The organism is Brevundimonas aurantiaca, from assembly GCF_904830995.1.
Taxonomy (GTDB): domain Bacteria; phylum Pseudomonadota; class Alphaproteobacteria; order Caulobacterales; family Caulobacteraceae; genus Brevundimonas; species Brevundimonas aurantiaca.
In genome coordinates this window covers 1,919,868-1,939,406 of record NZ_CAJGVD010000001.1, presented here as the reverse complement: position 1 = coordinate 1,939,406, position 19,539 = coordinate 1,919,868, and the positions used below count along the sequence as shown (strand labels likewise).

The following is a 19,539-nucleotide window of genomic DNA, read 5'->3' as shown; positions in this document are numbered from 1 at the left end:
TCCAAAAGGGCGCGCGCAGCCGTGCGGCCGCGCAGGATCAGCGTTTCAGGTGATCAGGCGCGTGCTTTTGGAGGGTCGGAGGGCGCCTCGCGGTCGGCCCCGGGGGGGAGTTGGTCGCGGCCCAGCGGCAGTCGCGACGACAGCGTGTTGCGGTCGTCGGACGGGTGGCTGGCCGTATTCAGGGCGATGTGCAGATCGCCGGTCGAGTGGTGGTGGTGACCGACCGGCTTGTCGCCGTCGTCGGGCGTCGCCGCATCGACCGACGGTCCGGCGTCGTGATCCTCGACCGCTTGATCGTGGTCGTGATCATGCCCGTCGTAGGAGGAGGCTTCAAACGAGACCCCGGGGAACTCGACGGTGTGAGCCACCTGATGCTGCGCCGACGCCACGCCATAGCCCTGCAACGCGACGACGAGCGTCACGGCCAGGCAGGCGAAGATCTGACGAAGCGTTCGGCTCACGCGGTTCCCCTAGTCCTTCGGCCTGTAAGGGAGGTCGAGGGAAACGGCAACAGCGCCGAGGACGCAGGCGGTGACGGATGTCGCCAATGCAGACAACGGCGGAAGTGCACGTCGTCAGACGCCCGTTTCCCGGACACTCGTCAATGTCTGCTGCTGGTGCTTTGCGGTCGAAGGATTGTACGGCCCGCTCGACAGCCGGTGCTCATATTGAGATCGGTCCGCGATCAATGCCCAATACGAAGTTGCGTCGATGGTCAGACAGGCGAGCGAACACAGGGCCGGGCCAATATTGGCAGAAGAGCCTGTCGCGGTCCGCAGAGATTTTTCCTAGCGGTCGACGTAAGCCGGCGTCGCTGGGGGCGTGAAAGCACCCGCCGAGTTTCAAAAAGCTGTTGTGGCTTCGCCCGGGAGCCTGTGGTCGGACAATAGAGGCGGGCGACCTTCCCGCATGCGCTGAGCGCCGACGACGGCGGAGCCGACGGATTCGGATCATGGCCAAATCCGGACCTCGGCGCCCGAACTTCAGCCGTGGCGGGGATAAAGCTGTGCCTCCAAGACTTGCCGTCAACTCTCTGAAGGCGAAAGTCGATCTCAGTTACCGCGAGTAAAAAGCATGCCCTACAACGCCGTAAAATATATTCGTGGGGCGCGTTGACAGCCTGTGGATGGTTTTGCTTGCTGTGGATTGTAAACGCCGATCTTCCGGCAAGACCACAGGAACTCAAACCATGCGACGTTTACTTCAACGTGGCCTCTCGGCCGCGACGGTGACTTGCGGCCTGTTCTTCGCCGGCCAGGCATTGGCGGGCGGATCCGGTATGCCCTGGGAGGGACCGCTCCAGCAGATCGTGGAATCGATCACGGGGCCGGTCGTCCAGGCCGCGGCCGTCGTGGCGGTGGTGTTGTTCGGCGCCGGGGTCGCCATGAGCGAGAACGGCTCCTCCATGCGGCGAGGGCTCGGGATTCTCTTCGGCCTGTCGATCGCCTTCGCCGCTTCCACCTTCTTCCTGCAGTTCTTCGGCTTCGCCGGTGGGGCGGAGATCGCCTGATGTCCGAGACGTCGTCCGATCACCGCCCGCCCGGCTGGGATCTTCCGGTCGCAGGAGCCCTGACCGAGCCCGTCACCCTGGCGGGCATGCCTCGCGACTACGCCATCCTGATGGGCACCGTGGCGGTGGTCTTGGGGCTGGCGCTGCGGATCTGGTGGCTGGGTCTCCTGTGGTGGGCTGTCGCCCACGCGATCGGCCTCTACGCCGCGCGGGCGGACAAGCGGTTCTTCGACGTCCTTCGCCGTCACCTCGCCCTGCCGGGCCATCTCGATGCGTGAGAGCTGATATGCGCTTCCTGGATGAACATCGCCGCCGGCCCGCCCTCCTGGCCGATCATCTGCCCTGGGCGGCCATGGTCGCCCCCGGGGTGGTGCTGAACAAGGACGGCTCCTTCACCTGCGGTCTGCGGTTCCGGGGTCCGGATCTCGAGTCGGCCTCCGACCTGGAGCTGATGTCGGTTCGCGCGCGGCTCAACAACGCCCTGAAGCGTCTGGGCAGCGGGTGGTGCCTGCATGTCGAGGCGCGTCGCCGATCCGCCCAGCCCTATCCCAGGAGCGAGTTCGAGATCGCCGCGGCCTGGCTGGTCGACGCCGAGCGTCGCTCGCTCTTCGAAACCAGTGAGCCGGCCTACGAGACCGACTATCGGGCGGCCCTGACGTGGCTCCCGCCGGCGGACCAGCCCCGCCGGATGGAGCGTGTCCTCTTCGACGGCGCCGATCCGGCAAGCCGCGACTGGCGCACCGCCCTGGACGCCTTCGCCCGCGAGACGGCGCAGATCGTCGACCTGCTGGCCGACGCCCTGCCGCAAGTCGCCATGCTGGACGACGCGGAGATCCTGACCTGGCTGCACGACTGCGTGTCTCCCCGGTCGATCCAGCTCGCGCTGCCGGCGACGCCGATGTTCCTTGACGCCTGGCTGGCGGACGCGCCGCTCCTCGGCGGTGTGTCTCCGACGCTGGACGGCCAGACGTTGAAGGTGGTCTCGGTGAGGGGGCTTCCGGCGAGCACGCGACCGGGACTGCTCGACGCGCTCGGGGCCCTGCCGTTTGCCTACCGCTGGAGCGCGCGCTGGATCGGTCTGGACAAGGCAGACGCCGAGGTCGAGCTCGTCAAGCTCCGCAAGCGGTGGTTCGCCAAGCGCAAGGGTGTCGGGGTCCTGCTGCGCGAGGCCATCACCAAGGAGGAGGTTCCGCTCCTCGACACGGATGCGGCGGCCAAGACCGACGAGTGCGACGGGGCGCTCGAAGCGCTCGGCTCGGACGCCTGCGCCTACGGCTATCTGACGACGACGATCACGGTGATGGCGCGCGATCCCGAACGGGCGGCGGAACAGGCGCGGGCGATCGAGGCGACGCTCAACGCCCAGGGCTTCGTCGCCCGGACCGAGGATCTGAACGCTGTGGAAGCCTGGCTGGGCTCCCTGCCGGGCGAGCCCTATGCGGATGTGCGCCGGCCTCTGGTTTCCACCCTGAACCTCGCCGACCTCCTGCCCGTCTCGGCGGTCTGGGCCGGCCCGACCTCTGACCCGCGCCTGCAGGGGCCGCCGCTCGCGGTCGCAAGGACAAGCGGATCGACGCCGTTCAGGTTGGCCCTGCATGTGGGCGACGTCGGCCATGCGATGGTGGTCGGGCCGACCGGCTCGGGCAAGAGCGCCCTGCTCGCCTTCCTCGCCCTTCAGTGGTTCCGCTACCCCGAGGGACGCGTCGTGGTCTTCGACAAGGGCCGCAGCGCCCGGGCCGCAGCGCTGGCGGCCGGCGGGCGCTGGCATCCCCTCCAGCCCGGAGGCGCGTTCACCCTCCAGCCGCTGGCGCGCATCGAGGATGACGGCGAACGGGCCTGGGCTTCGGAGTGGCTGGCCGACGCCGTCCGGCTCGCGGGCCTCGAGCCGACGCCGCGCATCCGCGAGGAGATCTGGGCCGCGCTCGGCGCCCTGGCCCAGGCCCCCGTGGCGCAGCGGACGCTGACCGTCTTCACGGCCCTCGTCCAGGACAAGGCGGTGGCCGCGGCCCTGGAGCCCCTGACGCTCAAGGGGCCTCATGGCGCGCTCATCGACGGCGTCGCTCCGGAAGACGAGACACTCGCCGCCTTCGAATGTTTCGAGCTCGAGAGCCTGATGGCGACGCCGTCGGCGGTCGCTCCGGTGCTCGCGGCCCTGTTCCACGAGATCGAGCGCGGCTTTGACGGCCGGCCGACCCTGCTGATCCTCGACGAGGCCTGGCTGTTCCTCGGCGAGACCGCCTTCGCCGCCCGCATCCGCGAGTGGCTGAAGACGCTCCGCAAGAAGGGCGTGGCGGTGGTTTTCGCCACCCAGTCGCTCGACGACGTCGTGCGCTCGTCGATCGCGTCGGCGCTGATCGAAAGCTGCCCGACCCAGATCTTCCTGCCGAACCCCCGCGCGCTCGAGCCCGCCTCGGCGGACCTCTACCGGATGTTCGGTCTGAACCGCCGCCAGCTGGAGCTAATCGCCTGGGCCACGCCCAAGCGCACCTACTACCTGCGTCAGCCCGAAGGCCGACGTCTCTTCGACCTCAAGCTCAGCGGTGCCGGGCTCGCCCTGTGCGGCGCCTCGTCCCCGGAGGACCAGACCCTCATCGAGAGCGTGCTGGCGGCTCTCGATCCGGCCGATCTCCGGCCGGACCGCTTCGCCCGCGAATTCCTCAAAGCCAAGGGAGTCCACCATGTCGACAACGTCTTTGACAGCTTCGATCCGGCCGTCGCCCATCGTCTCGCGGCCGAATAGCCGCCACTGGCTCTGCGGGCTCGCCGCGCTTTCGCTGACGCTCGCGGCGGCGCCCCAACCGGCGAGCGCGCAATGGGCGGTGTACGACGCCAAGGCCGATGTCGAGGCCATGCTCTCGGCCGCGCGGCAGATCGAGAGCCTCGCCAACGAGGCCCGCGCCCTCGCCAATCAGGCCCGCAGTCTCGCCGCTTCGCCCTACAGCCATCTCGCGGAATCCTCTGAAACCCTGCGCGACATCGGCGAGCTAGCGCGAACGGTTCGGGGCACGGCCTCGACCCTGGACGGCGTCCAGCGGCAGTTCGCGGATCTTTACCCCGACGATCTGTCGCTCTCGGACCTCACCGCACTCGGCGCCGACCGGTCCACGACCGCGCGGCGGACCGCCGAGGATCTGGCGCGCACGGCGGCGGAGCTGGAGCGGTTGGCCCAGAGCCGGGACGGCCGGCTGCGCGGCGCCATGGCCGCGAGCGAGGCGGCGGAGGGCGAGACCGCCGCGATCCAGTCCTCGACCCAGATGCTGTCCGTTCTCGCCGAGGACCTGGCCAGCATGCGGACGGTGCTCCTGGCCCAGTCCCGGCTGATGGCCGAGGGCGCGGCCCGTCAGGCCGCCGACCGCGAAGCGGCGATCGAGGCGCGCCGTCGCTTCTGGGAACGCGGATCCTCAACCCCGGCCGCCCCGTCCTTCAACCCCTTGCCCCACGCCCGAGACTGAGGAGACTGCCATGGCCGGCCCCGGCATGGAGACCCCCAACGAGCTGATGGTGGTGTTCTCGAACACCGTCACCGCCGGCTTCGACGCCCTGTCCGGGTCGGTCAACGGCGTTTTCGGCTTGCTGATCGCGCTCGTCGTGGCCCTGACAGGGATCCAATGGGCGCTCTCTCCCAACCGGGAGGTGCTGGCGTCCGGCTTCGGCAAGGTGTTGCTGATCGGCGCCTTCGCCTGGATCATCAACGACTGGCAGGCCCTTTCCGAGACGATCTACGCCGGGTTTCTCGAGCTCGGCCTGACGGCGGGAGGAGGCTCCCTGTCGCGGGAGGAGTTCCTGAACCCCGGGGCCATCCTCCAGCAGGGCTGGGAGATCGTGAAGGCGCTGGGAGAGACGCCGGCCCCGGTCGAGAACCCGCTCGACGTCATGGGCAATATGGCGGACGCCCTGATCCTCGGCCTGGCGATGATCGGCATCATGCTGGCCTTCGCCATCCTGGCCCTGCAGATCATCGTCTCCCTGCTGGAGTTCAAGATCGTCACCCTGGGCGGCTTCGTCCTGCTGCCGTTCGGCATCTGGAACAAGACCGCCTTCCTGGCCGAACGACCGCTCGGCTATGTCGTGTCCTCGGGGCTCAAGGTGCTGGCCCTGGCCATCGTCGTCTCCGGCGCGCGGACGATCTTCGACCAGCTGCAGCCCTCCGCCAATCCCGACATCTATGAAGCCCTCACCATCCTGGTCGCCGCCCTGCTGCTGGCGATGCTGGCGATCTTCATCCCTAACCTGGCCTCGGCCCTGGTGACCGGCGGCCCCGCCCTGGGAGCGGGCGCGGCCCTGACCAGCGGGCTCGCCGTCGCCGGGGCAGGCGCCCTCGTCGCCGGCGGTGTCGCGGGCGCCGGCGCCATGGCCGGGCGGGCCGCAGCGGTCAGCGGGTCGTCACGATCCGCCGCCGGGGCCGCCTCCGGGGCGCGACCATCAGGCGGCGGCCCGCCCTCGGGAGGCGCGCCCTCGGGCGGCGGACCGCGGCCATCGCCGGGCCCGGGACCCGGGCCGGGACCAGCCGGGCGGCCGCGAGGTCCGGCGCCGTCCGGCGGTGACGCCGCACCGCCGGCGGGCGCAGCCATGGCCCCAGGATCTCCCGCTCCAGCGCCGTCGGAGGCGCCGCCTCCTCAACCGGATCCGTCCGGCCCGCCTCCGGGCAAGGCGGGCGGCCAAGCCGACACCCGTTTCCGGCCGTCCCTGTCCGAGGACCGGCCGCAGGGCGGGGGCGCGAAGGGGGGACGCTCCGGCGGCCGGTCCGCCGCCCTCCAGGCCTTCTTCATCGCCAATTCCGGTCGCGCCCTGATGCCGGCCGGTGAGAACAGCGGCGCCCTCAAGCCCACCGTCAGACCCGAGGATTGAGCATGCATCCCTTCTTCAAACCGAAACGCGCCCTGACCGCGTCGCCCGAGGCCACGCCGTACCAGAGGGCCGGCCAGGTCTGGGACGACCGGATGGGCCTCTCCATCGCCCATGCCCGGAACTGGCGGCGTATCGCCCTGGCCAATCTTGCGTTGGCGGCCTTTCTGGGCGCCGGTTGGTGGGTCCAGGCCGATCGCGCGGTGGTGCGGCCGTTCGTCGTCGAGGTGTCCGACTGGGGCCAGACCCAGAGGATCACCGCCCTGGACGGCCGGTACGAACCGACCGAGGCCCAGACCGGCTACGCGCTCGCCCAATGGATCCGTGACGTCCGTTCCAAATCCATCGATCCGATCGTGATCCGGCAGAACTGGCTGCGCGCCTACGATCTCCTGACCCCCAAGGCCTCCACCTTCCTGAACGACTGGGCCCAGGCCAACGATCCGTTCGCGGAGGCGGGGCGGGAAGCCGTCAATGTGGAGGTGCTGAACGTCGTCCGCCGCAGCGATCGCACCTTCGACCTGCAATGGCGCGAGACCCGCTTCGTGAACGGCCAGCAGGCCGGGGCCGAGCGTTGGCGCGCCCTGATCACCGTCGCCCATCAGCCGCCCCGCAACGAGGCCGAGCTGATGCGCAATCCCCTTGGCCTCAAGATCGAGGATGTCTCATGGACCCCCGACGCTTCCTGAGCGTGACCGCCCTTTCGGCGGTCGCCGCTCTCGTGCTCTCCGGCTGCGCCCTTCTGAGAGGGCCGGACGCCGACCCCATCCTGCTGTCCCAGGCGATCACGCCCGACGTCCCGACACCCGAGGCAGGGTCCGAGCCTCTGCCTTCGGCGGAGCCGGACCCGGTCCAGCCGCCCGTCGAGCCTGGCTCGACGGCCCGACCCTATCTCGAAGCGGTCGCGCGGGCGGAGCCGCCGCGCCGACGTCGTCCAGAGACGCCGCCGCCGGAGACGCCTTCCGGACGCGCCGCGATCGCCGAAGCCAATCGATCCGCTCGCGCCGCCTCCAGCGCCGACGCCTTCGTGGGCGGAGTCCAGGTGTTCGGCTGGTCCGACGGTCGGGTGTACGAGGTCTGGACCGCGCCCCTGCGGGTGACCACCCTCACCCTGGCGCCCGGCGAAACGGTCACGGCCAAGGCGGCCGGGGATACGGTGCGGTGGCAGATCGGCGAAAGCCAGTCGGGCGCCGGCGCTTCCGCCCGGACCCATGTCCTGATCAAACCCTTGCAGGCGGGCCTGGAGACCAACCTCGTCCTGACCACCAGCCAGCGGGTCTATCTTCTGACCTTGCGCAGCGGCGGCGCCGACGCCTTCAACGCCGCCATCGCCTGGGACTACGGCTTCGCGGCCTCAGGGCACGCGGTCGCCGATCCGCTGTCTGGCCTTCCCCCGGTCGATGTGCAGGCGGCGACGCCCCAGGGCCCCATCGACGCGCGCTACAGGATAGAGGCGCGAGGGCGGTCTCCGCGCTGGGCTCCGACCGCCGTCTTCAACGACGGCGCGCGGACCTTCATCACCCTGTCGCCGGGGGCTGCGATCGATGAGGCGCCGGCCCTCTTCGTTCGGGCGGGCGAGGAACTTCAGCTGGTCAACTACCGGCAGGCCGACGGCGTCCTGATCGTCGACCGCCTGTTTGACGAGGCCGAGCTCCGGCTCGGCGACCGTCGACCGCAGATCGTCCGTATCCGTCGCATTCCGGGAGCCGCCCGATGACCGATCCCAATCTCTCTCCAGACAGTGTCGGCGACGACGTCGCGCCGCCTCCCTCCACCCCGACATCGACGCCGAAGGTTCCGCCGCCACCCCTGATGGGCCGCGCTCCCCGGCCGGGCGCTGTCCGCATCCGCAAGCCTGTGGTTCAGGGTGCGGTGATGGTCGCCGCGCTCCTGGTGTCCGGCTCGCTGGCCTGGGCCTTCGTCGTCCAGCCGCAGATGACGCGTCAGGCCCGGGACGCCGCTGACGCCGACGGCGGCGGCGAGGCGCGGGGCAGCGTGCGACCCTCGGAACGGGTCACGGACCAGCCGGCGAGCTACGACCGGCTTGCCCGGGCGGACACCTTGCCGGAGCGGCGGGGCGAGACGCCGGAAGAGGCGCCGCCCACCGCCTCGCCGCCGCCCGCACGCGTGCCGGCGCCGTCATACGCGACGGTTCCCAGAGGGCCGCGACCGGCGGAACAGGCGGCGGCGTCCGGGCTGTTCTTCGGCGGCCCGTCGAGCGGCGCCGCCGTTCAGGCCGGAAGCGGGCGAACGGATGCGCCGCCGTCCTCTACGATGCGGGACTATGGCGCCATCTACAGCCCCCACGGCCTCCTGGCGCCGGTCTCGCCCTATGAGTTGAAGGCCGGCGCCATCATTCCGGGCGTTCTGCTGACGGCCGTGGACACCTCGCGTCCCGGTCCGGTCGTGGCCACGGTCAGCCAGAACGTCTTCGACTCCATCACCGGTCGGCATCTGGTCGTTCCGCAGGGGACCCGCCTGATCGGCCGCCACGAAGGCGAGAGCGCCCACGGCGATCGTCGGGCCTTCCTCGTCTGGGATCGACTGATCCTTCCCAATGGCAAGAGCCTGATCCTGTCGGAAGAACCCGGCGTGGATGCGCAGGGCGCGGTCGGCGTGCGGGGAGAGGTGGACCGGCGGCTGCTTCCGCTCGGCGTGGCGACCCTGTTCGCGGGCGCCATCACCACCCTGGGCGAACTGGCTCGCGGCGGGTCCGAGGATCGATCGTTCGCCGCCAGCGCGGGGAGCGCCGCCTCGATCGAGGCCTCCCAGGTCGGCGGGCGGCTCGTCGATCGCGAGCTCGGCGTCCAGCCGTCCATACGGGTCCGGGCGGGGGCCCCGGTCCGGGTGATGATCACCCGCGACCTCATTCTGGAGCCATACCGCCGATGACCCGTCTCCGTCGTCTTCTCGTAGCGGCCGTCGCGCCCGCGGTTGGCCTCCTCGCCTTCGGCGCGGTCGCGGCGCAGCGTCCCGCCTTGGCCCTGGTCAATGAGAGCCCAAGCCTGCCTCGGGGCGTCTATGTCCGCACCTCGGCCCCGGAGATCGGGCGCGGCGCGGTGGTCGCCATTCGTCAGCCCGAGATCGTGCGGGCCTATCTTTCGCGCCAGGGGATGCCCGCCGAGGTGCGGCTGATCAAACGGGTGGCGGCGACGGGCGGCGACACGGTCTGCTCGGACGGCCGATGGCTCATCGCCCCGATGCGCACGGTCCGCATCCACGCGCGGGATCGAGCGGGCGTCGCGCTTCCGGCCTGGCGAGGCTGCCGCAGGCTCGCCTCCGACGAACGACTGCTGCTCGGCGATACGCCGGCCAGCCTGGACAGCCGGTATTTCGGGCCGGTGAGGATCGCCCAGATCGAGGGCGTCTATCGGGAGACCCTGACATGGTAATCCGCCTGCTTCCCCTTGCCGCCGTCATCGCCCTTGCGGCGACGCCGGTCGCGGCCCAGACCCGCGTCGACTGGCGCCCGGCCGGCGGCGACCTGTTCGTGGGCGCCGTCCCGGAAACACCCGCGCCTGAAGTCGCCGGTCTCGAGGCCGTCCGTCTTGCGGACCTCGACCAGCCCTTCGCCGACGCGATCGCAGAGGCGGCCGACCGGCATGGTCTGGATCGCAAGCTGCTCCATGCCCTTGTGGTGGTGGAAAGCGCCTACCGCGCCCAGGCCTGCTCCCACGCCGGCGCGTGCGGCCTGACCCAGCTGATGCCGGGCACCGCCGCGGATCTCGGCGTGCGCGACCGCTTCGATCCCTATGAGAACCTGCGAGGAGGGGCCGACTATCTGGCCCGCCAGATTCTTCGCTTCGGCGACCTTCGCCTCGCTCTCGCGGCCTATAATTCGGGTCCGGATCGGGTCGCCCGGCTGGGCCGGATCCCGAACATCACCGAGACCCAGAACTACGTCGTCTCGGTGATCAACTGCTATCTGGCGCTCACGGCGGGACGGGGAGTGCGATCGTCGCGGGAATGCGCGCCGGCGGAGGCCGGGCTGTGACCTTCGCGGCGACCCCTCAGGGCAGCTCGGAGGCGGCCGCGCCCTCGCCCCGGGAGACGCTGCTGACCCGCGCGGAGGCGTCCGTGTTTCTGGAGGGCAAGGGCATCCGGATGAAGCCGACGACCCTGGCGCGCGCCTATTCGACCGGATCGGGCGGTCCGCCGTGCCGACACATCCGCAACAAGCCCTACTATCCGCTGGACCTGCTGGAGACCTGGGCCGAGGCCCAGATCACGGCGCCCGTCGCTTCGTCGAGCGAACGCCAGCGACTGCGGCGGGAGGCCCGGCGACGGGAGGCGACCTCATGACGCCCGATCGCCCCAGTCTCGAGACCCTGATGAACGACCCGGCGGTCAGCTATCCGCTCAAGGCCGTGCTGCTGGTCTGGTGGAGCCGCGATCCTCTGGACGCGGCCAACGATGCGGCGGCCCTCGCCTCGGTCATGGGCGATCGCGCGACGGCGCTTCTGGAACAGCGCCATGGCCCATGACGACGGGCTCGAGCGGTTCCTGGGCTGGCGCCAGGTCCGCGACCTGACGGGTCTCGGCCGCACGACCGCCTGGCGCATGCGTCAGGCGGGAGACTTTCCGGAGCCGGTGCCGATCTCGCCGGGCCGGGTGGCCTGGCGCGAGCGCGATATCGCCCGTTGGAACGAGAGCCGCGGGCCGACACCGGAATCCGAACCGACAGCCCGGCCGGTCAGGCCGACGCCGCACCGTCCTCGGGAAGACCGCGTCATTGCGCCGGCGACCCCAAAGCCGACCCCGTCGCTGTCACCGGGAGCTGGCAAGCCGAAGTCCCGCCCCCGTCGTCGGACCGGGCCGGTCATCGCGGAGGGGCAGCTTGGCTTCGACTTCTAGCGCCTCAAGTCTGGAGCGGGATCAGCTCGCCCCGTGCGCCCTGATCCTGGCTTCGGATCGGGAGTGCCGCCGCACGCCGACCACGTCGCCAATGCGCCAGGCCGTCGCGCCGAAAACCTCATCGCCGGCCTGGGTGAGGATGCGGACATCGCCAGAGAGCGCGGCGCCGCGTTGGAGGAGTCTGACGCGGGCGCCGTGCAGATCGAGCTGGCGCAGCACGCCGGGCGTTGTCTCTCCCTGGCCGTATTCGATGACGCACTGTTCGGCGCAGCGGCGGCGCGCGAGAATGCGGCGATCGGGTCTGGCGACGGGGAAGCTCATGCCCGACCCCTAGGGCGAGGCGCTGAAAGCTCGTTTAAGCGTCGCCGTTAACGGCCGCGTTCACCCTGTTTCTCGTGGCCGGCAGGGCACAGCGAGGCCGGACCTCGTGCCCGCCGGCCGTATTCCCGCTATGGCGATCCGAATGGCCCAGTACAAACTCGTCCTCTTCGACTTCGACGGCGTCCTCGCCGACAGCGCGGCCTGGTTCATCGCCCAGCTGCCGAGCCTCGCCGAGACGCATCGCTTCCGGTCTCCCGACGCGGCGGAGATCGAACGACTGCGCGGTCTTCCGACCCGCGAGGTCGTCAAGTCGCTCGGCGTCTCGCCCCTTCGCCTTCCTGGCGTCGCCGCCGACCTGCGCCGTCGCATGGCGACCGAGGCCCATCTCATTCGTCTGTTCGACGGTGTGCCGGAGCTGCTCCGGCGCCTGCATGACAACGGCGTCCGATCGGCCGTCGTCAGCTCCAACAGCGAGGAAAATGTCCGCGCGGTCCTCGGGCCATCGGCGGCGTTGATCTCGGCCTTCAGCTGCGGCGCGTCGTTGTTCGGCAAAGGGGCGCGCTTCTCGTCCCTGATCCGCAAACTGGATGTCGAGCCCGCCCGTGTGTGCGCCGTCGGCGATGAGGTGAGGGACATCGAAGCGGCGCACCACGTTGATGTGGCCGCCATGGCCGTGTCGTGGGGATATGGCGCGGCCTCAGCGCTCAGCGCCGCCGTGCCGGACTACATGGTCCATACGCCGGCCGAGGCCGCCGCCGTGCTGCTGGCCTGACGACGGCTCACGATCCGCGAACTACCTGTCGGCCGCGCACTAAGCTAGGATGACGTCGCCCGGTGCGGCTCACGCGTATGTACAGGCTTCGGCTAAAGGCGTGAGCGCATGCGAATCTCACATGTTCTCAACGCCCGGCGCACCTCCGCCAGGCGCTTTAAAGGCTGCGTCTTGTCGTGGAGGCGGTTTGCGCATAAATAGTACGCAGGTTTTTGCGTTATCCTAATTCGCACCTGAGCCATTTTTGGTGGAAGTGCACGGGACTGACGAGGGGATCACACCTCTCTCGCCGTCGCCGAGGATCTTGGATCCGTTGAAACCGGGCACTGGGGACATAGGGCCTCGGAGCTTTGGGGCCGACGCAGTTGAGACCTCAACTGAATCGGCGGTAAACGAAGATAACGCGACTATGTATCGGGCGGGTGCACCAGCATCCGTCCTTTACTCTTTCTGGGCGTCTTCAATCCGTTCTGCGGTGATCATGTCGCTGCCGAAGACATTCGCGTGATCGCCGAAGACGTTCACTTCGCCCCTGCCGACGCAGAACATGCGCTCCCGGACGAGCGGAGCGTCGAACTCCTTCTGAACATCGTGCTGGAAGCCGGCGGGCTGGAGCGGCGTGCCAAAACGGAACCGGCTTTCCAGTTCCCGACGAAGTCTGGCTGCGGTCAGATCAACCTCGGCCTCGGCAGGAATGTCGTGGAGCCCGCCATCCTGACCCACATGAGCCTTGGCGAAGACAAGATCGCGCGCATCGACCGCGAAGCTTTTATTCTGCCCGCCAGTCTTGCTGTAGAACTTTTTCAGGCGCTCGAAGGGGAACTTCCGGGACTTAACCTCTGCGTCGATCGCGGCGATGTTTGCGGGTGCGATTCCGCTCTCTAACAGGTCGAGAAAGCGCTCATGAAGCACAGCCTTTTGGGCTAGCTCAAAGTTGCGGGGCGGCAGCAGCAACGGATCATCGCGCCGATGGGCTTCAAGCCTCAGCCGGGTGTCGTTCACCTCCCCGCTTTCGGCTGTGACAAGTGCGCGGTTCACGGCAGCATGGACGGCATCCGCGTCGAAACGCCATGGACGCCCATCCGGCCATTCCCATCCGGGATCGGTCATCCGGACCGGAAAGACGGCACTGCCGAAGACCTCCCACAGAGGCTGGGTCCAGTCGTCATCGACATAGGCGAGAACGATGCGGGTCGGGTTCACCGGATCGTCTTCGCCCTGATAGTTCTCTCGGGCGTAGGCGAGAACCTGAGCGGCGAGCTCCTCAACGGCGGCGACGTCGTAGACGGGGTCGCGCTCCGGGAACGCAACTGCTGTCGCTCGCCACGGGGTTTGGCCGTCGTTGTTGATCGTGTTCGCGGCCGGGCCGGCAGTGGCTTGCGGCAAGCCGGCCAGAACGAGAAGCGGCGCTCGGCCGGCGACGCCGCGTGTTTTCGCCCGCGAAACAGGTTTCGCCTTGGTCTTGACCTTCCCCGCCACCGCTAGCTCCTCCGAAGTAGGATCTCTGCGATATCGGCTGGAATGACGATGCGGCCGATGATGTCCGAAGGTTGGGCGGCGAGGAAACGGGCCAGGGCGTTGCTGTCTTTCTTGGCGGCCTGGAAGGTCGACGGGTCGAGCTGCTCCTGCTGCGCCCAGGCAAGGAACTGCTGCCACAAGGCCTGCTTGTCCTGCACCGTCGCGGAGGAGAGGGCGAGGCCGGGTTTGCGATACTCCTCAGCGATGACGCGGAAGCCGGGCCGCACCAGTTCGCCGACCTTGATGCGCTTGTAGTCGAACGGGGAGGTCACGCGCAGGGTGACGATCTCTCCCGCCTCCGTTCGAACGCAGAACGCGATTTGCACGGACTTCGGAAGGCTGTCGAAACTGGAGCCCGCCGCCCGCGCCGTGGCGGACAGTTGCTGAACCTCGTTGCCGATATCCGCAGCCCGGTCCGCCGGCGCGATCACCTCCCGCCCGGGCCGGCTGTCGGCGATCTTGAGCCGGTCCTCGCCAGCGGCCCGGACGGCAGCCAGCAGTCCGCCGTAGGCGCCCTTCAGGTCGTTCAAAAGGGCCTTGTTGGCCTGTCCGAAGCGAGAGGCGAGCAGGGGCGGCGCGTCGGGAACGGCGTAGTGCGCCTCGACCGCTTCGACCAGTTGATTGAGGAGCGCCTCTGTCACTGCGTGACCTTCCGAACATTTAGGTGGAGCAACTGTAGGAACACGGTCGCACCGCGTCCATTGCAGGACTTCGCTTGGGAGCGAATAGGTGCGCGGATGACGAGAACTGCATTTCTGGGACGCGGTATCCCGCTGGGAGGTCCACGTATGGAGCCTTCAGCCTTTTGGGCCCGGCTCAAGACGTGACAACGAACTTTGCCCGACAGCAATTCGGCATTCTGCGCAGCATTGGCTGCAGCAAGGGCCGGCTCTGACACGCAGCGGCAGTCGGCGATGTCCGCTTCCGGGCGAGGCTTCATATGCGTTCTTAGAGCGGGCGGATGTTGTTGTTGCTGCCATCAGCCACCAGACACCTCGTCGGTTTATACAGGCCGGGCCGAGCTGTTCATCGCGAAGAGCTGTCGTCGTAACGATGACACGGACCAGCTAGATGGATAGCGTCAAACGACTGTGGCTCTGGAGCAGAGGTCTGCCTTCCGATTTGCGGTCAACTTGCCGCATTGTGTGAACGGGCTTCGAGCGAACGTGAGCTACGACCTCAGTCAACTAGGCTGGAAAGCCTTTCAGGATCTGGCGGCCGCCTTAGCCTCCCAAGTGCTGGAACGGCCCGTGCAGACCTTCCTGGGCTCGAAGGACGGCGGCCGCGACGCCGCGTTTCTCGGTTCCTGGGAACAGGGCGTGGACGTCAAGCTCAAATCGACCATCCAATGTAAATTTCTCGGAAAGCCAGGCGCGAACCTCGTCTTGTCGGGTCTGAAAGATGAGCTCGCAAAGGCGGAGAAGTTGGCGGCCGAAGGACTAGCGCACGACTACGTCATCCTGACCAACGCCGGTGTTTCCGGAGAAGCGGACGCCGCGATATGTGCCGCCTTCGAGAAGGCTGGCGTCGCAAGATGCCGGACATACGGCGGCGACTGGATCGTCCAGCAACTGACCGAAAGCCCCAAACTGCGTATGCTCGTGCCCCGCGTTTACGGCATTGGCGACCTGTCTCACATCATCACCGGGCACGGCTACAAGCAGGCCAAGGCCATACTTGACTCGATGGGGTCGGATCTCAGCTGTTTCGTGCCGACGGATGCATACCGCTCGGCGGTGACCGCCCTCGAGGAGCATGGGTTCGTCATCCTTCTGGGTGACCCGGCGTCCGGAAAGTCGACGATCGCGGCGATCCTGGCGCTTGGTGCTCTTGATGACGGATGTCTCGGTGCCCTGAAGATCAATGCACCCGAACAGCTGGACCTCTGGCATCCCGGAGAGAAACAGTTCCTATGGGTCGACGACGCCTTTGGTCCGAACCATTTCGACGCCTCCCGAATGGGGCGTTGGAACTCCGAGCTCAGTGGCTTGCGAGCCGCGGTCGAAGGCGGCGCCCGCATCGTCTTCACGTCACGCAAACACATCTGGGAGGCCGCGAGGACCCACCTGAAATCCAGCGCCTTCCCCCTGCTGAAGGAGAGCCAGGTTCTCGTGGACGTTCACGCCCTGTCCGAGACGGAGCGTGCGCAGATGCTCTACAATCATGTTCGCCGGGTCCAGCCGAGGCCAATGCGAAAGCAGCTCAAGCCCTTCCTGCGTGGCGTCGCCGCAAATCCGGCCTTCCTTCCCGAGACCGCCCGACGCCTGGGTGACCCACTGTTCACCAGACGGCTTGCCATCACCGAGGAGCGTTTGACCAGCTTGGTCGAACATCCGATCGAGTTTCTGACAGAAGTGCTCGAGGAACTCGACGATGCGTCCCGGGCGGCGGTCGCGCTGATCTTCCTGAACTCCCAGACCGGGGTGCCCTCGCCGATCAGCACCACGCCAGCCCTCGAGATGGTGACCCGGTTGATGGGCGTCACCCGCTCGGAACTCGCGCTCGCGATGCAGCATCTCAACGACAGCCTCACGCGACTGATTTCGGAAGAGGACTGCGACAAGTGGGTGTTTCGGCATCCAACTGTGACGGACGCCTTCGCCAGCCTGGTCGCCGGCTCGCCCGAGCTTGTGGAGCTCTACGCACATGGCGCAAAGCTGGACCGGTTGCTGGCCGAGGTGGCGTGCAATCCCAAGGCGTCGGAGGCCGGGCGCATTCGCATTCCGCCCTCGCTCTATCCGGTGCTGATCGAGCGATTGAAGACCCAGCCGCTGGACGAGTCCCTCAAGTCGTTTCTGGGCGCGCGATGTGAGCGGGCCTTCCTGGTCCTGATGCTGGAGGCCCGACCCGATATTCTGGAGTGGGCTGCGAGCGTCGAGGCGGGAGGGCAGGCCCTGGGCGGGAAGCTGCTGATCGCGGCCCTGGCCTCCTGGGACCTGCTTCCCGAGGACGTGCGGCGCGGCATGGCCAAGGACATCCGGGATCACTCGATTCAATGGCTTCAAGCCGGCCCTCTGACCGACAAGGTCCTGCAACAGGTTTTCAGGGGCGATGAGTTCGCGGACTACGTCGAGGCGTTCCGTCAGGCCTGGCTCTCGGACATTCCAAATGTCTTCGGCGAGTTCGGTCGGTACGGCTCCGACAACGAGATCAGCATGTACGAGGACTTCAAGGACAATTTGCAGCAGGCGCAGAGCTACTTCGAGCTCGAGTCCAATGATGACTTCGCCAGGCTCTATGCCGATATCGAGTCCCACATCGCAGATCTGGAAGCCGAACAGCCCGCCCAGACTTATTCGGACTGGACGCCATCCGTGACGGAGCCGGCGATTCAGGAGCGCCCAAGCGTGACGGACTCGATCTTCGAGGATGTCGACTCCTAGCCCGGGCTACGCGAAACCGCGACCTCAGGATGAAAGTGCGGCAAGTCCATCGTAGTGCCCGGGCGCCACCGTCTTGATCATCTCTAGAAGGTGTCTCGTGTTCTTCTGAGTTTCGGACACCAAGGCTGGGTCAAAGCCCTTTCCTGTCATATGGGATAGATCGTTTGCGAACTTGAATATCGCTGTGCGCTTGTGCGGATCGAAACCGGTCGCTTCGAGCTTCTCGTAAAGCGTGCTCTTGGCGGGAACATGGAACTCGAGGAAGGTCTCCAGCACTTTCCGCGCGACATTGGGAATATGATAGGCGCTCGCGATCGTGCCGTCGGCCTCGTACTTGTAGAGCGTCTTGAATAGGTACTGATATTCCGAGGCGTGTTCTTGGAGCAGCTGGTCGAGCTTGCAGATTCTTGAGAACCGGCCCGTGGGCGTCTCACTGCAAACCAGCATGAAATAGGCCTTTCCGCCCACCCTCTTCGGAATGCCGTGGAACCAGTTGAGGACCAGTTTGAGGAAGTCGAAGTTGTGGGTGAGGACGAACACCTGTTTGGCGTCCTTCACCGCATTTTTCATGTACGAGAACGCCTGATAGATCGAGGTCGAGTCCAGACTCGAGATCGGGTCGTCGATCACGACGACCCCTTCGCTCAGGTCGAAGGACTGATCCGAAAGGCCGACGATGAAATAGACGAAGGCGATGGCGGTCTTTTCGCCTTCACTGAGACGTTTGGCCGGTGTGCCGCGCCGATGGACAAGGTAGCCCTCGTCGGCGGAGACGAAGCTCAACTCATCGCGGCCTAGGAAGGTCTTGAGCTTCTGGGTCAGGTCCGCGCCGGCCGTATGCGCGTTCGCCACCCTGGCCTTCTTCTCCACGATCGACGTCTGCAGGTCTTCGAGGCTTCTCGTGGCGAACGGTTCGATCGACCCGGACTCGTGATCGGCTATCAGTTTCCGCTGCGCGCCGATCTGTGCGTCGATCGCGATGACCTGATCGGAGATCGACGAGAGGTAATGGCTTTCCAGCGCGGTGCGCGCGGCGTCCTTTTCAGCCTCGAAGCTCGCGCATTTCTCATTGTGGCGCGTCGTGACGGCCTCGAGCCTGCCGGCCGAGCCCAACAGGTCCTCCAGATCAACCGTCAGCGCGGTGTCGTAGGACGTCGTCCGCAGGGACAGTTTTCCGTTCAAGGCACCGGCCGCCTCGTCCAGTTTGGCGAAAAGGGCCGTGCGGGCGACCTCGAAAGCGTCCGTCGCCGCCGCCGCCTCGTCACGCAGTTCGGAATAGAGCGCGAGCTTCTCCGGCGGCTGAAGCCGTCTGGCCTGTTCGCGCAGGACCTCGATGCGCCGCAGGTCGGTTTCGATGGAAAATTTCAGCTCCTGATCTTCGTCACTGAAGTGCGCCGCGAGTTGAGCCAGTCGCGCGGCCGGCATGGGCTGGGCGCAGAACTCGCACCGCTCACTCCCATGTTCGCGATGGAGCCTGAGGCCGGCATCGGCCCATTGGTCGATGTCGGGATGGGTGGCCAGCCGTGCGATCACGGTCGCCTGAGCGGTTCGCAGGGTCGTTCTTCCGACGTCGGCGAGGGACAGGGTCACCTCTTCCACGAAGGGCCTCGGCGGCCCGTCCTGTCTCAACTGAGGGGGAAGGCCGAAGACCTCGATCGCTTCCATCTCGTCCTGCTTGACGGTCGCCCGGTGGCGCTCGAAAGCCTCCGTCTCCAGCTGTGCGAGTGTCGTCATCTTCGCATAGGCGGCTTCGGCGTTGGGGCGGCGGTAGCTGCGAAGGGTCGCGCCGCTGGTGGCCTCACCGATCGTCTTCGCAATCGCGGAGAACAGTTTTCCCCGCTCGGTCTCCAGCTTTGTGATGGCCGTCTCGGCGGCGGCGATCGCCCTGGTTCGATCAAGCACCGCGGCCTGTTCGAGGACGAGCTCGGCGGCCAGGGCCTTGTTCTCCTCTCCGACGATCAGAACGTGGGGAATGGGGCCTTCGCAGCCGCCGACATTGGCCTCAACGAAGTCAGCGTTGAAGGTGCGGACTTTCCTTGGGTATGCGACGCCTTGAGTAATCACGCCTGACGGGCATTGGACCGAATACTGAAGGTCGGGGTGGTCGGCGTGGGCACCCGCTTCGAGCGCGGAGAACATTCTGGACAGGGTGGTCTTGCCGGATCCGTTCTCGCCGAAGATGACGTTGAACCGTTCGAAGTCCGCCAAGTCCTTCGCGGCGGCGTACTTCGAAAAGACGCCGAGGCCGTCTACTTTCTTGATCGATGAAAGCATTTGATGTGGCGTGCTCTGGGAACTCGGTTGCGTGGCGAGACCACATTTCCGAAGCTGCACTG

General features: G+C 67.3%; 20 protein-coding genes. 15 read left to right on the top strand and 5 right to left on the bottom strand.

What is annotated here, in order from left to right:
- Positions 1–53 precede the first annotated feature (53 nt).
- Positions 54–461: a hypothetical protein gene (locus JMT67_RS09610; RefSeq protein ID WP_201463341.1), complete on the bottom strand. Its 408-nt coding sequence runs from the start codon at positions 459–461 to the stop codon at positions 54–56.
- 728 nt (positions 462–1,189) lie between these two features.
- On the opposite strand from JMT67_RS09610, the gene JMT67_RS09605 reads away from it, so the two are divergent.
- The 13 genes from JMT67_RS09605 (at position 1,190) to JMT67_RS09545 (ending at position 11,209) form a co-directional block, all read left to right on the top strand.
- Positions 1,190–1,510: a TrbC/VirB2 family protein gene (locus JMT67_RS09605; protein ID WP_054764203.1), complete on the top strand. Its 321-nt coding sequence runs from the start codon at positions 1,190–1,192 to the stop codon at positions 1,508–1,510.
- A complete protein-coding gene (locus tag JMT67_RS09600) occupies positions 1,510–1,788 on the top strand; it encodes a VirB3 family type IV secretion system protein (protein ID WP_191558242.1) in 279 nt (92 codons plus the stop codon). Before JMT67_RS09605 ends, JMT67_RS09600 begins: the two co-directional genes overlap by 1 nt.
- An 8-nt stretch (positions 1,789–1,796) precedes the next feature.
- Positions 1,797–4,250, top strand: a complete 2,454-nt coding sequence (gene trbE, locus JMT67_RS09595) for a conjugal transfer protein TrbE (protein WP_201463340.1) — start codon at positions 1,797–1,799, stop codon at positions 4,248–4,250.
- Between the two features lie 79 nt (positions 4,251–4,329).
- The gene (locus JMT67_RS09590) at positions 4,330–4,962 is read left to right on the top strand and encodes a conjugal transfer protein TrbJ (RefSeq protein WP_201463339.1); all 633 of its coding nucleotides are present in this window, start codon (positions 4,330–4,332) and stop codon (positions 4,960–4,962) included.
- Positions 4,963–4,972: 10 nt separating this feature from the next.
- Positions 4,973–6,358, top strand: a complete 1,386-nt coding sequence (gene trbL / locus JMT67_RS09585; RefSeq protein WP_233455850.1) for a P-type conjugative transfer protein TrbL — start codon at positions 4,973–4,975, stop codon at positions 6,356–6,358.
- Positions 6,359–6,360: 2 nt separating this feature from the next.
- Positions 6,361–7,044: a conjugal transfer protein TrbF gene (gene trbF / locus JMT67_RS09580; RefSeq protein WP_201463338.1), complete on the top strand. Its 684-nt coding sequence runs from the start codon at positions 6,361–6,363 to the stop codon at positions 7,042–7,044.
- Positions 7,023–8,072, top strand: coding sequence for a TrbG/VirB9 family P-type conjugative transfer protein (locus tag JMT67_RS09575; protein ID WP_201463337.1), 1,050 nt, complete (start codon positions 7,023–7,025; stop codon positions 8,070–8,072). The genes trbF and JMT67_RS09575 overlap by 22 nt, the downstream gene beginning before the upstream one ends.
- Positions 8,069–9,247 (top strand): TrbI/VirB10 family protein, encoded by a 1,179-nt coding sequence (locus tag JMT67_RS09570; RefSeq protein WP_201463336.1) that lies wholly within the window; start codon positions 8,069–8,071, stop codon positions 9,245–9,247. Before JMT67_RS09575 ends, JMT67_RS09570 begins: the two co-directional genes overlap by 4 nt.
- On the top strand, positions 9,244–9,747 hold the full coding sequence (locus JMT67_RS09565; RefSeq protein WP_201463335.1) for a S26 family signal peptidase: 504 nt from the start codon (positions 9,244–9,246) through the stop codon (positions 9,745–9,747). Before JMT67_RS09570 ends, JMT67_RS09565 begins: the two co-directional genes overlap by 4 nt.
- The gene (locus JMT67_RS09560) at positions 9,741–10,349 is read left to right on the top strand and encodes a lytic transglycosylase domain-containing protein (protein ID WP_201463334.1); all 609 of its coding nucleotides are present in this window, start codon (positions 9,741–9,743) and stop codon (positions 10,347–10,349) included. Before JMT67_RS09565 ends, JMT67_RS09560 begins: the two co-directional genes overlap by 7 nt.
- Entirely contained in the window at positions 10,346–10,657 is a 312-nt protein-coding gene (locus JMT67_RS09555; RefSeq protein WP_201464073.1) for a hypothetical protein, read from the top strand. Before JMT67_RS09560 ends, JMT67_RS09555 begins: the two co-directional genes overlap by 4 nt.
- Positions 10,654–10,839, top strand: a complete 186-nt coding sequence (locus JMT67_RS09550; protein ID WP_201463333.1) for a hypothetical protein — start codon at positions 10,654–10,656, stop codon at positions 10,837–10,839. Before JMT67_RS09555 ends, JMT67_RS09550 begins: the two co-directional genes overlap by 4 nt.
- On the top strand, positions 10,829–11,209 hold the full coding sequence (locus tag JMT67_RS09545) for a helix-turn-helix transcriptional regulator (RefSeq protein WP_201463332.1): 381 nt from the start codon (positions 10,829–10,831) through the stop codon (positions 11,207–11,209). The genes JMT67_RS09550 and JMT67_RS09545 overlap by 11 nt, the downstream gene beginning before the upstream one ends.
- Before the next feature lie 21 nt (positions 11,210–11,230).
- Here the strand turns inward: JMT67_RS09545 and JMT67_RS09540 are convergent, their stop codons facing one another.
- On the bottom strand, positions 11,231–11,530 hold the full coding sequence (locus JMT67_RS09540; protein ID WP_201463331.1) for a hypothetical protein: 300 nt from the start codon (positions 11,528–11,530) through the stop codon (positions 11,231–11,233).
- A gap of 142 nt (positions 11,531–11,672) precedes the next feature.
- Here JMT67_RS09540 and JMT67_RS09535 point away from each other — a divergent pair, with 142 nt between their 5' ends.
- Entirely contained in the window at positions 11,673–12,302 is a 630-nt protein-coding gene (locus tag JMT67_RS09535) for an HAD hydrolase-like protein (protein ID WP_201463330.1), read from the top strand.
- 441 nt (positions 12,303–12,743) lie between these two features.
- Here JMT67_RS09535 and JMT67_RS09530 read toward each other — a convergent pair whose 3' ends face one another.
- Together JMT67_RS09530 and JMT67_RS09525 are read right to left on the bottom strand one after the other, a co-directional pair.
- Positions 12,744–13,781, bottom strand: coding sequence for a hypothetical protein (locus tag JMT67_RS09530; protein ID WP_201463329.1), 1,038 nt, complete (start codon positions 13,779–13,781; stop codon positions 12,744–12,746).
- Positions 13,782–13,783: 2 nt separating this feature from the next.
- Positions 13,784–14,461, bottom strand: coding sequence for a hypothetical protein (locus JMT67_RS09525; protein WP_201463328.1), 678 nt, complete (start codon positions 14,459–14,461; stop codon positions 13,784–13,786).
- 525 nt (positions 14,462–14,986) lie between these two features.
- On the opposite strand from JMT67_RS09525, the gene JMT67_RS09520 reads away from it, so the two are divergent.
- Positions 14,987–17,203, top strand: a complete 2,217-nt coding sequence (locus tag JMT67_RS09520) for an nSTAND3 domain-containing NTPase (RefSeq protein WP_201463327.1) — start codon at positions 14,987–14,989, stop codon at positions 17,201–17,203.
- A 24-nt stretch (positions 17,204–17,227) separates the two neighbouring features.
- On the opposite strand, the gene JMT67_RS09515 is transcribed toward JMT67_RS09520, so the two are convergent.
- Positions 17,228–19,477, bottom strand: a complete 2,250-nt coding sequence (locus JMT67_RS09515) for an AAA family ATPase (RefSeq protein WP_201463326.1) — start codon at positions 19,475–19,477, stop codon at positions 17,228–17,230.
- Positions 19,478–19,539: the final 62 nt, after the last annotated feature.